The sequence below is a fragment of the Bacillus sp. FJAT-49736 genome (genome assembly GCF_018343615.1).
GTDB lineage: Bacteria > Bacillota > Bacilli > Bacillales > Bacillaceae_C > Margalitia.
The window spans coordinates 1,588-16,587 of the sequence record NZ_JAGYPI010000011.1 but is presented as its reverse complement, the minus strand read 5'-3'; the positions used below and the strand labels follow the sequence as shown (position 1 = coordinate 16,587).

At 36.5% G+C, this 15,000-nt stretch carries 15 protein-coding genes, 1 tRNA gene, 1 other RNA gene and 1 other annotated feature (1 of these 18 only partly in view); of the genes, 13 read left to right on the top strand and 4 right to left on the bottom strand.

Going from position 1 to position 15,000, the window contains the following annotated elements; genetic code table 11:
• Positions 1-701, bottom strand: partial view of a YaaC family protein gene (locus tag KHA87_RS21985; protein ID WP_249310740.1) — the 5' portion only. 244 nt of this gene lie to the left of the window's left edge; the window shows 701 of its 945 coding nt (coding positions 1-701); its start codon is at positions 699-701; the stop codon falls past the left edge of the window.
• 113 nt (positions 702-814) lie between these two features.
• Between KHA87_RS21985 and guaB the strand changes: the two genes are divergently transcribed.
• From guaB to KHA87_RS21955, 6 genes are all read left to right on the top strand, one after another.
• Positions 815-2,281 carry an IMP dehydrogenase gene (gene guaB, locus KHA87_RS21980; protein WP_213096206.1) on the top strand — a complete coding sequence of 489 codons (1,467 nt, stop codon included), beginning with the start codon at positions 815-817 and terminating at the stop codon, positions 2,279-2,281.
• Positions 2,282-2,509: 228 nt separating this feature from the next.
• A complete protein-coding gene (locus KHA87_RS21975) occupies positions 2,510-3,811 on the top strand; it encodes a serine hydrolase (RefSeq protein WP_213096208.1) in 1,302 nt (433 codons plus the stop codon).
• Positions 3,812-3,930: 119 nt separating this feature from the next.
• On the top strand, positions 3,931-4,812 hold the full coding sequence (pdxS, locus tag KHA87_RS21970; RefSeq protein ID WP_213096205.1) for a pyridoxal 5'-phosphate synthase lyase subunit PdxS: 882 nt from the start codon (positions 3,931-3,933) through the stop codon (positions 4,810-4,812).
• A gap of 14 nt (positions 4,813-4,826) precedes the next feature.
• Entirely contained in the window at positions 4,827-5,411 is a 585-nt protein-coding gene (gene pdxT / locus KHA87_RS21965) for a pyridoxal 5'-phosphate synthase glutaminase subunit PdxT (RefSeq protein ID WP_213096204.1), read from the top strand.
• Positions 5,412-5,460: 49 nt separating this feature from the next.
• Positions 5,461-5,675, top strand: a binding site (T-box leader).
• Between the two features lie 51 nt (positions 5,676-5,726).
• Complete coding sequence (gene serS / locus KHA87_RS21960; protein WP_213096203.1) at positions 5,727-7,004, top strand: serine--tRNA ligase; 1,278 nt, start codon at positions 5,727-5,729, stop codon at positions 7,002-7,004.
• A gap of 103 nt (positions 7,005-7,107) precedes the next feature.
• Positions 7,108-7,200, top strand: a tRNA-Ser gene (locus KHA87_RS21955).
• 129 nt (positions 7,201-7,329) lie between these two features.
• On the opposite strand, the gene KHA87_RS21950 is transcribed toward KHA87_RS21955, so the two are convergent.
• The 3 genes from KHA87_RS21950 to KHA87_RS21940 all read right to left on the bottom strand — a co-directional run bounded on the left by KHA87_RS21950 (position 7,330) and on the right by KHA87_RS21940 (position 10,085).
• Positions 7,330-7,998, bottom strand: coding sequence for a deoxynucleoside kinase (locus KHA87_RS21950; protein ID WP_213096194.1), 669 nt, complete (start codon positions 7,996-7,998; stop codon positions 7,330-7,332).
• Positions 7,982-8,635: a deoxynucleoside kinase gene (locus tag KHA87_RS21945; RefSeq protein ID WP_213096195.1), complete on the bottom strand. Its 654-nt coding sequence runs from the start codon at positions 8,633-8,635 to the stop codon at positions 7,982-7,984. Before KHA87_RS21945 ends, KHA87_RS21950 begins: the two co-directional genes overlap by 17 nt.
• 163 nt (positions 8,636-8,798) lie before the next feature.
• Positions 8,799-10,085, bottom strand: coding sequence for a glycosyl hydrolase family 18 protein (locus KHA87_RS21940; RefSeq protein ID WP_213096196.1), 1,287 nt, complete (start codon positions 10,083-10,085; stop codon positions 8,799-8,801).
• A 293-nt stretch (positions 10,086-10,378) separates the two neighbouring features.
• Between KHA87_RS21940 and tadA the strand changes: the two genes are divergently transcribed.
• The 7 genes from tadA (at position 10,379) to KHA87_RS21905 (ending at position 14,622) form a co-directional block, all read left to right on the top strand.
• Entirely contained in the window at positions 10,379-10,876 is a 498-nt protein-coding gene (gene tadA, locus KHA87_RS21935; RefSeq protein WP_213096197.1) for a tRNA adenosine(34) deaminase TadA, read from the top strand.
• A gap of 87 nt (positions 10,877-10,963) precedes the next feature.
• Positions 10,964-11,228: signal recognition particle sRNA large type (ffs, locus tag KHA87_RS21930), an RNA gene on the top strand.
• Between the two features lie 173 nt (positions 11,229-11,401).
• Positions 11,402-13,090 (top strand): DNA polymerase III subunit gamma/tau, encoded by a 1,689-nt coding sequence (gene dnaX / locus KHA87_RS21925; protein ID WP_213096198.1) that lies wholly within the window; start codon positions 11,402-11,404, stop codon positions 13,088-13,090.
• Positions 13,091-13,110: 20 nt separating this feature from the next.
• Positions 13,111-13,428 carry a YbaB/EbfC family nucleoid-associated protein gene (locus KHA87_RS21920; protein WP_213096199.1) on the top strand — a complete coding sequence of 106 codons (318 nt, stop codon included), beginning with the start codon at positions 13,111-13,113 and terminating at the stop codon, positions 13,426-13,428.
• A gap of 12 nt (positions 13,429-13,440) precedes the next feature.
• The gene (gene recR / locus KHA87_RS21915; RefSeq protein WP_213096200.1) at positions 13,441-14,037 is read left to right on the top strand and encodes a recombination mediator RecR; all 597 of its coding nucleotides are present in this window, start codon (positions 13,441-13,443) and stop codon (positions 14,035-14,037) included.
• Positions 14,038-14,052: 15 nt separating this feature from the next.
• The gene (locus KHA87_RS21910) at positions 14,053-14,268 is read left to right on the top strand and encodes a YaaL family protein (RefSeq protein WP_249310737.1); all 216 of its coding nucleotides are present in this window, start codon (positions 14,053-14,055) and stop codon (positions 14,266-14,268) included.
• 87 nt (positions 14,269-14,355) lie between these two features.
• The gene (locus KHA87_RS21905) at positions 14,356-14,622 is read left to right on the top strand and encodes a pro-sigmaK processing inhibitor BofA family protein (RefSeq protein WP_213096202.1); all 267 of its coding nucleotides are present in this window, start codon (positions 14,356-14,358) and stop codon (positions 14,620-14,622) included.
• Positions 14,623-15,000: the final 378 nt, after the last annotated feature.

Sequence of the window (15,000 nt, the reverse complement as noted above, 5' to 3'; positions counted from 1 at the left end):
TGATATCGAAATGGAAGAGATAGTTCCTTTTCACTTATAAAAGATATATGATGATTTTCTTCTTCCAGCCATTGAACAGGGGAGACACTCTTGGTCTCAATATACTCTTTAAAGGATTCTAACGTTCTATGATAATAATCCAAAACATTGTAGGGAATAGTGTATTTATTACCATTACGGTGTAAATATATCATATTTGTGTTATGGAAAAATTCAAAACAACTGTCCATTTCCGGTAACTGCATTAATAAGTCCTTCATAATAAACTTTTCACCCTCTAAATGTTTCACGTGAAACATTTGTTTTGAAAAGTGGGTAAATAAACCGAGTTTTTGAATCTTGACTTCGTCATAAATAAATTGATATTGCTGTTTCTTTTTCTTGCGTGATGTAACTCCATGTGCGAGTACAGAAGTAGTTTCCGGATAATAAGGATCTACTGTTAAAAGACATGCTTTTATGAGGTGGACTAGACCGTAAAAGAGAAGAACTGGTTTAATTGCCAACGGAGCAATACTTGCTTGATCGTAATATAATTTACCATGGTCTAAATAATATATAAAAGGAAAACAATTATCATATCCACATTTGCTATAGTCACCCTCATCCGGGATATTTTTATAACAACTTTTTAAATAGTTCTGAGTAAAATTCGCAGATTGGAAATGGTTTAACTGCTGCCATATTTTTTTTCTATCCAATAATAGGACCTCCAAATTATTAGAAAAGTGGAACATATTTGTATGTACTTGACAGTAGTTTATCCAATTGATAACCTACTAATAATATTTTTTTGGTGCAGGAGGGAATATTTATGTGGGATACAAAATTTGCAAAAGAAGGCTTAACTTTTGATGATGTTCTTTTAATTCCAGCTAAATCAGAGGTATTGCCTAAAGATGTAAGCTTAAAGGTTGCTTTAACAGAAACACTGCAATTAAATATGCCGATTATTAGTGCCGGTATGGATACCGTAACAGAAGCAGAAATGGCAATTTCTTTGGCACGACAAGGTGGACTTGGAATTATTCATAAAAATATGAGTATTGAACAGCAAGCTGAGCAAGTTGATAAAGTTAAACGTTCCGAAAGCGGCGTTATAACAGATCCTTTCTTTTTAACTCCTGATCATCAAGTATTTTCTGCAGAACATTTAATGGGTAAGTATCGTATATCTGGTGTTCCTATCGTAAATAATGAGGAGGAACAAAAATTAATAGGTATTATTACAAACCGTGATCTTCGCTTTATTCAAGACTTCTCTATCCCAATTTCAGATGTAATGACAAAGGAAAATTTAGTTACAGCCCCTGTTGGTACAACATTAAAGGAAGCTGAACAAATTCTTCAAAAACGTAAAATTGAAAAACTTCCACTAGTAGATGATAATGGTGTTCTAAAAGGATTAATAACCATAAAAGATATTGAAAAAGTTATAGAATTTCCAAATTCATCCAAAGATAAGCATGGAAGACTTCTAGTTGGAGCAGCAGTTGGTGTTACAAAGGACACTTTAATACGAGTGGAAAAACTTGTTAAATCTAATGTTGATGTTATTGTTATTGATACCGCACATGGACATTCCTTTGGAGTGATCAATACGGTAAAAGAAATTAGAGCAGCATATCCTAATTTAAATATTATTGCCGGAAACGTTGCAACAGCTGAAGCAACCCGTGAACTATTTGAAGCTGGAGCTGATGTGGTGAAAGTTGGTATAGGTCCGGGTTCTATATGTACTACTCGTGTTGTAGCAGGAGTGGGTGTACCGCAAATTACTGCTATTTACGATTGTGCTACAGAGGCGCGTAAGCAAGGAAAAGCTATTATTGCAGATGGTGGAATTAAATATTCCGGAGATGTGGTGAAAGCATTAGCTGCCGGTGGTCATGCTGTTATGCTTGGAAGTCTATTAGCTGGAACAACAGAAAGTCCTGGAGAAACGGAAATCTATCAAGGACGCCGCTTTAAAGTATATCGTGGTATGGGATCTGTATCCGCAATGGAACAAGGATCTAAAGACCGTTATTTTCAAGAGGATGCGAAAAAATTTGTTCCAGAAGGAATTGAAGGTAGGGTTCCGTATAAAGGATCCGTACAAGAGGTTATTTATCAGTTAATAGGCGGTTTACGATCCGGAATGGGCTATTGTGGAACTAAAGATCTAAAAGCTCTGAGGGAGGAAGCTCAATTCATTAGAATGACTGGGGCAGGACTTAGAGAAAGTCATCCGCATGATGTTCAAATAACAAAAGAGGCTCCAAATTATTCCTTATCATAACATTCAAGAGAATATAATATAAAAAAATGGTAGAAATCTGTACTAAAAAAACAGTTTTCTACCATTTTTTGTTTTACTTAGGTATATCCTCCGTCTACTCAATAGAATCGAACTATGTTACAATAACGAAAGCGTATATTTCATCATGATGGAGGGTTTGTAGTGAAGGGTAAAAATAAACTTAAAAAATTTCTTGCCGGTGCATTGGCATTAATATTAATAGTTAGTATGTTTCAATTACCGAAAAGTGCTTTTGCAAGTGAGGATATTTTAGATGTTCATGCTAATGCTGCTATTGTAATTGAAGCGAGTACTGGAAAGGTGCTTTATGAAAAAAATGCAGACACTGCATTAGGTATTGCATCTATGTCAAAAATGATGACAGAATATATTTTATTAGAATCTATTAAAGACGGAAAAGTAAAATGGGATCAAGAATATACTCCGAGTGATTATGTGGTTAAAATCTCCCATAATACTACTCTTTCAAATGTTCCATTAAGAAAAGACATGAAGTATAAGATTATCGATTTATACCATGCCATGGCTATTTATTCAGCAAATGCCGCAACTATAGCAATTGCTGAAACGATTGCAGGTTCAGAAACAAATTTTGTGAAGATGATGAATGAACAAGCAAAGGAACTGGGATTGAAGGATTACAAATTCGTAAATAGCACGGGATTAAATAACTCAGATTTACAAGGTATGTATCCTAAAAAATATGGTGGCCCTACTGAAGAAAATGTAATGTCTGCAAGAGCAGCAGCAAAACTTGCCTTTCATTTAGTAAATGATCATCCGGAAATGTTGAAAACATCGAGTATTCCAAAAATGGTTTTTCATGCAGGACCAGGTGAAAATATTAATATGGAAAACTGGAACTGGATGCTTCCATCATTAATATATGGTTCTAAAGACAATGGAGTCGATGGTTTAAAAACTGGTACCACTGATTTTGCAGGTTCCTGTTTTACAGGAACAGCTAAGCGTAATGGGATGCGAGTTATCACTGTCGTTTTGAATGCAACCGATGGAAAAGGACATAGTACTAAAAGCTCAAGGTTTGATGAAACGAAAAAAATGATGGACTATGCCTTCAGTAATTTCTCTGTTAAAGAAGTTTACCCTAAAAACTATCAAATTAGTAAACATAAAACTTTACCTGTATTAAAAGGGAAAGAAAAAAGCGTAAAAATAAATACACAAGAACCACTTCAACTAGTTGTGAAAAATGGTGAAGAAAAGAATTATAAGCCTGTCTTAGTTCTAGACAAGAAAAAGCTTGATAATGACGGTAATCTAGTTGCACCAGTGAAAAAGAATGAAGTTGTCGGCAAACTGGTAGCACAATATAAAGGTTCACATGATTTAGGATTTTTATATGGTCAAAAATCGGCTAGTGTTGATGTGGTAGCGGCTAATGATGTAGATAAGGCAAACTGGTTCGTTTTAATGATGAGAGGAATTGGACACTTTTTTTCTGGTATATGGGGTAGTGTTACTTCAACGGTAAAAGGGTGGTTTTAAGGAATATAATACAATGGCAGTTTTTAAAGACACCATCTTGACATGGTGTCTTTTTAATGTTTATTAAACATAAAATCTTAATAGGAATCTCACTTTAAAGAAAAAAGGGGTAGTGTTTTATGAAAACAGGAACTGATAGAGTAAAACGCGGCATGGCAGAAATGCAAAAAGGCGGCGTTATTATGGATGTAATTAACGCAGAGCAAGCAAAGATTGCGGAAGAAGCCGGTGCAGTTGCTGTTATGGCATTGGAACGTGTCCCATCGGACATTCGTAAAGCTGGTGGAGTAGCAAGAATGGCAGATCCTCGTATTATTGAAGAGGTGATGAATGCAGTAACAATACCTGTAATGGCCAAAGCCAGAATTGGACATATTCTAGAAGCTAGAGTTTTAGAAGCAATGGGTGTTGACTATATTGACGAAAGTGAAATATTAACTCCTGCAGATGAGGAATTCCATTTAAATAAAAAGGAATATACAGTACCATTTGTTTGCGGTTGCCGTGATCTTGGAGAAGCAGCTCGCCGTATTGGAGAAGGAGCTTCCATGCTTCGTACAAAAGGGGAACCAGGAACAGGAAATATTGTGGAAGCTGTAAGACATATAAGAAAAGTAAATGCACAGGTTAGAAAAGTAATAAGTATGAATGAAGATGAAATAATGACAGAAGCAAAGATACTTGGTGCTCCTTATGAAGTATTACTAGAAATCAAAAAGTATGGCGGACTTCCTGTTGTAAATTTTGCTGCAGGAGGAGTTGCGACACCTGCTGATGCGGCTTTGATGATGCAGCTAGGGGCAGATGGAATCTTTGTAGGCTCTGGTATATTCAAATCTGAAAATCCGGCGAAATTTGCTAGAGCTATCGTGGAAGCAACAACACATTACCAAGATTATGAACTAATTGCGCAAATTTCGAAAAATCTTGGTTCTGCAATGAAGGGTATTGAAATATCATTACTATCACGAGAATCTCGTATGCAAGAGCGTGGTTGGTAAGGAGAATCACCAAGATGGTTAGAATCGGTGTAATGGGTCTTCAAGGGGCTGTTAGGGAGCATGTAAATGCTATTCAATCATGTGGCGCTGAAGCAGTTGTTGTAAAGAGGAAAGAACAATTAGCCGAATTAGGTGGATTAATTCTTCCAGGAGGAGAAAGCACTACAATGCAAAAGCTCATAGACAAATACGATTTTATAAAGGAGCTCAAGCTATTTGCTGAACAAGGGAAACCAATGTTCGGTACATGTGCGGGATTAATCTTGATGGCTAAATCTATTGTAGGGTATGAACAGCCACATATTGGTGTCTTGGATGTTAAGGTTGAAAGAAATTCATTTGGTCGTCAAAAAGAAAGCTTCGAAACAGTTTTAGATATTGCTGGAGTAGCAGATGATTTTCCTGCTGTATTTATTCGTGCACCTCATATTGTAGAGGCAGGAGAAAATGTAGAAGTGCTTGCTAAGCATGGAGGAAGAATTGTTGCCGCGCGTGAAGGGCAATTGCTTGGCTGTTCCTTTCATCCTGAATTGACAGATGATAACAGACTGACACAGTATTTTGTTGATATGGTAAAAAATCAAAAGAAAAATGAATAGAAACTGTTGCAATTAGGTAAAATTTGTAGTAAATTATCATTTAAAATCAACCAAATCATTGACAGGAAATAGTAGCAGGTTTTTCTTTTCTAGAGAGTCGGTGGCAGGTGTAAACCGATAAAGAAGATTTGTGAATCCATCCTCGAGTGAAGTACCGAATGTTTCATACTAGTAAGTACTTTCGGGTAAAACCGTTATCGATGTAAGTGGAAAGCATTTTTGCTTTCAATTTGGGTGGCAACGCGGGTAACTCTCGTCCCTTCTTTAGGGACGAGGGTTTTTTGTTTTTTTATGAAAGAAAAGGAGGAAATACAAATGCTTGATATTAAATTTTTACGAGCAAATTTTGAAGAGGTAAAAGGAAAATTACAGCATCGTGGGGAAGACTTAACGGACTTTGAAAAATTTGAGGAATTAGATACAAAAAGACGAGAATTAATTAGTGTTACTGAGGAATTAAAAAGCAAACGGAATGAAGTAAGTCAAAAAATTGCCCAAATGAAGAGAGAAAAGCAAAATGCGGATGAGCTAATCATTGAAATGCGTGAAGTAGGAGAAAAAATAAAACAGTTTGATGAGGAATTGCGCACGGTAGAGGAGAGATTGGAGCGAATTCTAATGTCTATTCCAAATATTCCTCATGAAAGCACACCTATTGGGGAATCTGAGGATGACAATATTGAAATTCGAAAATGGGGAGAGGTAAGGGATTTTGATTTCGAAGCTAAACCACATTGGGATATTGCAACGGACTTAAATATATTAGATTTCGAACGTGCAGCAAAAGTTACGGGTAGCCGATTTGTATTTTATAAAGGTTTAGGGGCAAGATTAGAACGTGCTCTCTTTAATTTTATGTTAGATCTTCATGTTGAAGAGCATGGCTATGAAGAAGTATTACCTCCATATTTAGTGAATCGTGCAAGTATGACAGGTACCGGTCAACTCCCTAAGTTTGAGGAAGATGCATTTTTGGTAGAGAGTGAGGATTATTTTCTCATTCCGACAGCGGAAGTACCAGTCACGAATTTGCACCGGGATGAGATCTTGAACGGAGATCAGCTCCCAATCAGCTATGCAGCGTTTAGTGCATGTTTTCGTTCTGAAGCGGGCTCAGCAGGACGTGATACGAGAGGCTTAATCCGTCAACATCAATTTAATAAAGTGGAATTGGTGAAGTTCGTAAAGCCTGAGGAATCATATGGAGAGCTTGAAAAATTAACTGGTCATGCCGAAAAAGTCCTTCAATTACTCGGATTACCATATCGTGTTTTGAGTATGTGTACTGCAGATTTAGGATTTACAGCTGCCAAAAAGTACGATATTGAGGTTTGGATTCCAAGTTATAATTCTTATCGTGAAATTTCTTCTTGCAGTAACTTTGAGGCATTTCAAGCACGCAGAGCTAACATTCGCTTCCGTAGAGAACCGAATGCCAAGCCTGAACATGTTCATACATTAAACGGGTCTGGATTGGCAATTGGTCGAACCGTTGCTGCTATATTAGAAAATTATCAGCAAGAGGATGGAAGCGTAGTAATACCTGAGGTACTGCGTCCTTATATGAGAAATGTAGAAATTATAAAACTATAAAGAGAGATTAGCTCCCGCTTAGTCTATTAAGCGGGAGTCAAAAAAAATCATTTATCTTGTTGACAAGCAATTTGTTATTTGATATATTATTACTTGTCGATACGGAGGAATACCCAAGTCTGGCTGAAGGGATCGGTCTTGAAAACCGACAGGCGGGTTAAACCGCGCGGGGGTTCGAATCCCTCTTCCTCCGCCATATATATTTTCAACGCGCATAAATCATTGGAGATTTAAAATTCGTTACTTATGTAACGAATTTTTTGTTTTTTAAAAGTTACTTGTCCCAAAAAAAGTCGCCCTAATAAGGCGACTTTTTTAACATATATTATTTTCTTAATAATTGTGTTTGCTTAAGAAAAGAACTAATTCTTTCAATGATTGGTTCGATGCTTGCTTCATCATTCATTAAATCATAATCATTTATATTTAGACGTAGGACAGGACATGCATTAAAGGTATTAATCCAGTCTTCGTAACGTTTATGCATTTCAATCCAATATTCCACAGGTGTTTTCTGCTCCATAGGTCTTCCACGTTTTTCAATTCTTTCTAATACATCCTCAATCGAACCATCAAGGTAAATAAGTAGGTCGGGATGTGGAAAATATGGTGTCATTACCATTGCATCGAATAGATTTTTGTATGTCTCATAGTCAACCTCGGACATATTACCTTTTTCATAATGCATTTTTGCAAATATTCCAGTATCTTCATAGATGGAACGATCTTGTATAAAACCGCCGCCATATTCAAAAATTCTTTTTTGCTCTTTAAAACGTTCTCCTAAAAAGTAAATTTGTAAATGGAAGCTCCATCTTTTAAAGTCACTATAAAATTTATCAAGATATGGATTTGAGTCCACCTTTTCAAAGGATGTACGGAAACCCAATGCTTTTGCTAAAGAGTTTGTCATAGTTGATTTGCCAACACCTACAGTACCAGCAATTGTAATGACGGTATTATTTGAAATACCATATTTATTGCGAAGTTCCATAACACTGTACCCCTTTTTGTAAAGTTAAGGATAATTGATTCATAATGTACTGAAGATCAGCTTCGTATTGAATAAAATCTAGTTCGTCACCATTAAAGCGCAAAACAGGAACATGAGGATGAGTCCGTTCAAAATTATCCATAAAAAGATCATAGTCTGCTGATAATTGCTTTAAATAATCTGCACTTATGTTTTTTTCAAAATCTCTGTCTCTCATTTTAATTCGTTTCATTACTGTATCTAAACTGGCATTCAAGTAAATAACTAAATTAGGTTCCGGCATATCATTCGTTAAAATATTATATATTTGCAGATATTTTTGGTATTGTTCCGTTTTTAAAGTACGTCTAGCAAATATTAAATTTTTAAATATATGATAATCGGACACAACTGGCATATTTTTTTGGAGATAATGACTATTTATATCTTCAAGCTGCTTGTAGCGATTGCAAAGAAAAAACATCTCTAACTGAAAACTCCACTCTTCGATATTATCATAGAATTTTTCAAGGAATGGATTCTCATCTACAATTTCCTTTAAAAGATGATATTGAAAATGAGAAGAAATTGCTTTTGCAAGAGAGGTTTTCCCAATACCAATTGGCCCTTCAACCGTAATAAACGGTAGAGCTTCCATTTGTTGTCCTCCTCGGCTCATTTACCATGACACGATCCATGAGTAAATGATACACATTGTAAAAAAATCACTAATAGATATTTTAGCACATGTTAAGAATGTGTGGTACGGAATATAATTGTAAAAATTTAAAACCCCCTTAATGATATAGGGGGTTTTTAGTCTATTTTTTTTCAACATGAAAATTATCTACGATTAATAGCCAATTTTGTGGGAAGGAAAGTCCAAGTTTCCAATAGCTCATCCCTCGAAGGTTTAATTCTTTAAGCAGGTCAAATTTTGCTTGAATGGATCTCGCATCTTCAAACCAAACCTTGTGTTTTTTTCTTGATTCATCTTCGTAGTCAATATAAGGTGCCTGGGAAACAGAATCATATTTTATTGGAACATTATGATTAGCCGCAATTTGTATTGCTTGCTGAGGACTTATTGCCTTGGCAATATCCTTTCCAGGTGTAAATGGAAGGGTCCAGTCATATCCATATAAATTTTGTCCCATTAATATTTTTTTGGAAGGTATTTCTGTTACAGCATACTCCAAAACTTTTCTGACAGGTGTAATTGGTGATACTGCCATTGGGGGTCCTCCGCTATATCCCCATTCATAGGTCATGATAACCACAAAATCAACAATTTCTCCATGGGCCTTGTAATCATGCGCTTCATACCATCGTCCCTTTTGTCCCGCACTGGTTTTAGGAGCTAAGGCAGTTGAAAGGAACCATCCTTCTTTTGAAAAGCGATCCTTTGCTTTGCGTAAAAATTGGTTATACGCTTCTCTATCTTGAGGCCGCAAATATTCAAAATCTATATGAATATCTCGAAAACCATATTTTTTTGCTGTAGCAACAATATTATTCAAAAATTTATTTTGAATTTCCTGATCTGTTAAAATAATTCTTCCTAGTTCATCACTAAATTGCCCTTGTTCCTGATTGTTTATTGCCATAACTAAAACATTATGGTTCCTTCTTGCAATATCAGGCAGATTCCCCAAAGGTGGTTCCTTTAAAGACCCATCGCGATTCACCTGAAAAGCAAAGGGAGATAAATAAGTTAGGTATGGAGCTGCCTCACGTGCACTGTTCTCCAAATTGGTGGAAACAGTTTCTCCAAAAGGTTCAACATAGGCGTTAAATTCTGCATTTACCTTTCTCCGTTGAGGAATATATAATTTCATACCTACCTGTAAGGGCTGGTTAATAGAAATCCCATTCACCCTTGCCAGTTCCGCTGCTGTGGTTTGAAATCTACGTGCGATGGACATTAGGCTGTCGCCGCGCTGAACCCAATAAAAGCTTCCCACAATGGGAATAACTAATGCCTGCCCTGGGACTAGCTTGTCAGGATTAGGCAATTCATTTGCGGCGGTTAATTCGTTTGCTGATACTTGATATAGCCTAGAAATTTCAGTTACTGTTTCATTTGGACGTACCACATGTATTTGCAATTTGGGTCCCTCCTCTATGTTGAATTTACATATTTAATGAACACATCTATTTATCTTCCTTAACCATTCTATGTCTACTATGAAAAAAAATGATTAAGTATGTTGGCAATAGCTTAACCATCCTTCGATTTCAATTAAGATTACGTTATAATTAGGCAAGGCTGTTATCATATAAGTTTTGTTTTTCGAGTGAGTATCCTAGAAAAGATATTCATTCATATTATGATCGAAGAACTTTAAGCAGCCTTGGGCAAAAAATTCAAGAAATAAAATAAGATTAGAGGGTACATATAATGACATTGGATGATGCACACTTTATGACTCTTGCATTGGAAGAGGCAAAGAAGGCTGCTGAAAAAAATGAAGTTCCAATTGGCGCAGTATTAGTTTTAGATAATGAAGTATTGGCATCCGCTCACAACCTTCGAGAGTCAACACAAAATGCCACCACACATGCAGAGATATTAGCTATTCAAAAAGCATGTAATCGACTTGGATCATGGCGTCTTGAAAATGCAATCCTCTATGTAACTTTAGAACCTTGTCCCATGTGTAGTGGGGCGATTATTCAATCCAGAATAAAAAGAGTAGTATTTGGGGCATATGACCCAAAAGCAGGTTGTGTTGGCAGTCTGATGAATTTGTTGGAGGATCATCGATTTAACCATCAGTGTGAAGTTACTAGTGGTGTGTTAGAAAAGGAATGTGGTGAAATCTTAAGCCAATTTTTCCGCCAAATTCGCCATAAGAAAAAGCAGGAAAAGGCTAGTGGCAATAAGGCCAATAATTAACAGACCAATATCCGTTGATTTTTTCGCAAAACACTAGTATACTGATGTTAGCGTTAATTAACGCGAATGAATATGGTATCAACTTTGCCGTGCTAGGTGGGGAGGTAGCGGTGCCCTGTACCCGCAATCCGCTCTAGCGGGACTGAATCCCTTCTTGAGGCTAGTTTTCTGTAAGGTCTGCCTTAAGTAAGTGGTGTTGACGCTTGGGTCCTGCGCAATGGAAATCCATGAACCATGTCAGGTCCGGAAGGAAGCAGCATTAAGTGGACTATTCCATGTGCCGCAGGGTTGCCTGAGCCGAGCTAACTGCTTAAGTAACGCTTATGGGAGCTAGTCGAGGGAAGGTGCACGGCAGTTTATATTACATAGACAACTCATCCGAATAGGATGAGTTTTTTGCATTATTTTGATGAAGTTTCCCTTTATAAATGTGAAAATAAAATGGTATAAGGTATAATAGGAAAAAAGCAAATATCAAATGAAGCTAATAGGCAGAAAAAATTCAAAAAAGAAGGTGGGAGGGATATGGCGTATCAAGCATTATATAGAGTTTGGCGTCCGCAATCATTTGAGGATGTTGCAGGACAAGAGCATGTAACGAAAACACTACAAAATGCCCTCCTGCAGCAGAAGATTTCACACGCATATTTATTTTCAGGTCCAAGAGGTACTGGAAAAACGAGTGCGGCAAAAATACTGGCGAAGGCGATAAATTGTGAAAGGGCACCTGTGGCTGAACCATGTAATGAGTGTGCTGCATGTCTAGGTATAACAGATGGATCTATTCCAGATGTTATTGAAATTGATGCTGCTTCTAATAATGGTGTTGAGGAAATCCGAGATATTCGTGATAAAGTGAAATTTGCGCCAAATGCGGTACCATATAAGGTCTATATTATTGACGAGGTTCATATGCTTTCCATTGGGGCCTTTAATGCTCTCTTAAAAACATTGGAAGAGCCTCCTCAGCATGTCATCTTTATTTTAGCTACAACTGAACCGCATAAAATACCTTTAACGATTATATCTAGGTGTCAGCGTTTCGACTTTAAAAGAATAACAGCCAAAGATATTATCAAAAGAATGGTGCATATTGCAAATGGCTCAGGGATACAATTTGAAGAAAAAGCTTTTGAAATAATAGCAAGAGCAGCGGAAGGCGGACTAAGGGATGCTCTAAGCTTATTAGACCAAGCTGTTTCATTTAGTGATGAAGCTGTTACGGTAGAAGATGCTCTAACTGTTACAGGTGCTATTTCACAGGAATATTTAAATCAATTAGCAATTTCAATAAATGACAATAATGTAGCACAGGCACTGCAAACACTAGATGAACTCTTATATCAAGGGAAAGACCCTGCAAGATTCACGGAAGATTTAATTTTGTATTACCGTGATATGCTATTGTATAGGACTGCACCTAATCTAGAGGAATCCATAGAGAGAGTAATGGTAGATACAGATTTCCAAAACCTTTCAAAAAAAATAACCTCTCAGCAAATTTATGAATACATTGATATATTAAATAAGACACAGCAAGAAATGAAGTTTTCCAATATAGCGAAAATGTATATTGAAGTTGCATTAATACGATTATGTGAAATAAAATCATCACCAACAACAGACCAAAACGGTGATATTCAAAAGCTTCTCGGTAAAATAGAGAGGTTGGAAGAGGAATTAAAAAATTTAAAGACGCAAGGTTTGGTTGTTACTCATGAAGAAAAGCCACAAGCTCCGAAAAAAGCTGCGCGAATAGGCAAAGGTTATAAGGTACAAACAGGAAGAATTCATGATATATTAAAAGGAGCAACAAAACAGGACCTGCAACTTATTAAAAGCCGTTGGGGCGATATGCTCGAAATGCTGAATAACCGCCAAATGCGTTCTCAGGCAGCATTGTTAAATGAAGCGGAACCTGTTGCAGCCTCAAACAACGCCTTTGTATTGAAATTTAAGTATGAGATTCACTGTCAAATGGCAATGGAAAACCATACATTTTTGGAGGCAATTTCCTCTATATTGCAAGAGCTAACTGGGATGAATTATCAGGTAGCTGGCATTCCAGAAAATCAATGGAATGATGTCAGGGAGGATTATTTGAAAAACAGCATGGATTCTGAAGAGCAATCACATGAACAAACTGAAGAAGATCCTTTTATTGCTGAAGCAAAAAAAATAGTCGGTACTGATTTAATGGAAATAAAGGATTAAAATTTTGGAGGATGATGTAAATGCGTGGAATGGGTAATATGCAAAATATGATGAAGCAAATGCAAAAAATGCAAAAAAAAATGGCAGAAGCACAAGAACAATTAGGGGAAGAGCGTATTGAGGGAACTGCTGGCGGAGGAATGGTTTCAGTAATAGTTTCCGGGCATAAAGAAGTTTTAGAAGTGAATATTAAAGAAGAGGTTGTAGATCCTGAAGATATTGAAATGCTGCAAGATTTGGTTTTAGCTGCAACAAATGATGCTTTAAAGAAAGCAGATGAATTAACGAACCAAAAGATGGGGCAATTTACAAAAGGAATGAACTTACCAGGATTTTAAGGGGAAATAAAGATGCATTATCCTGAACCTATTACTAAGCTAATGGATAGCTTCATGAAACTGCCAGGAATTGGCCCGAAAACGGCTGCAAGACTGGCGTTTTTTGTGCTAAATATGAAGGAAGAAACTGTACTTGATTTTGCAAAGGCGCTTGTCAATGCAAAAAGAAATCTTGGTTATTGTTCCGTCTGCGGACATATTACGGATCAAGACCCATGCTATATTTGTGCAGATCAAAGACGAGACAAGAGTATTATCTGTGTTGTTCAAGATCCGAAAGATGTAATAGCAATGGAAAAAATGAAGGAATTTAACGGCTTATACCATGTTTTACATGGGGCTATTTCTCCGATGGAGGGAATAGGGCCAGAGGATATAAATGTTCCGGATTTATTAAAAAGGCTACAAGATGAAACAGTTCAAGAAGTCATTCTTGCTACTAACCCAAATATTGAAGGAGAAGCAACCGCAATGTATATCTCCAGGCTTTTGAAACCGTCCGGTATTACAGTAACCCGCATAGCTCATGGCTTACCAGTTGGCGGAGATTTAGAATATGCAGATGAAGTAACTTTATCCAAAGCGCTTGAGGGAAGACGAGAAGTGTAAAGCGGGGTGAATTTCTTGTTTGGTCGTAAATTTAAATTGAGGGAAGAGTATGATCAAAAGCTGATTAATTTAATGTCAACGGCAAGAAAAGATTGGCTACATCAAAAATCTTTAGTTGATATGAGTTTTGAATATGATGAGGAACTAAATTATTATAAATTGACAGCGGAGGCGAAATATTTCTTTTTATTTCGAGAAGCTAAAAAGAGAAATTTAAGAATAAAGATATAACACACCTATATTTCTGTATTACTGTTCTTTTTGGACAATCTGTTCATAAAATGAATAGTACCAAGCAGAAATAAGGAGTGGAAAAAATTGACCGCTGTTTTAGTTGCATCCATTATCATTGTATTGCTTTTGATATTATTAGCTGCAGGAACATCAGGGAAATCTGTTAAATGGATTGGCCAATTGTTTATAAGATTTATTATCGGTGCAGTGTTCTTGTTTTTTTTAAATGCAATTGGCAGCCGCTACGGTATTCATGTTCCAATTAATTTAATTACAACAGCCATATCAGGTATGTTAGGTATTCCTGGAGTAATTGGACTAACGATCATACAAACATGGATTATACATTAGAAATTCCTCCGCAAGAGGAATTTTTAATGTATATATTGACTTTGATTGTAATAGGTGATATTATATTAAACGTCGCTGAAATACTAAATTCAAAATTACTATAAAAAAAGTATTTGACATAAGTAATGCGGTGTGATAATATATAAAAGTTGCTTCATTGAAAGTAACTAATCTTGATCTTTGAAAACTAAACAGAACAAAACGTCAATGTTTTAAATTTTTTATGAGCTAATCAAACACTTTTTTGGAGAGTTTGATCCTGGCTCAGGACGAACGCTGGCGGCGTGCCTAATACATGCAAGTCGAGCGAATCAGATGGGAGCTTGCTCCCTGATGATTAGCGGCGGACGGGTGAGTAACACGTGGGTAACCTGCCTG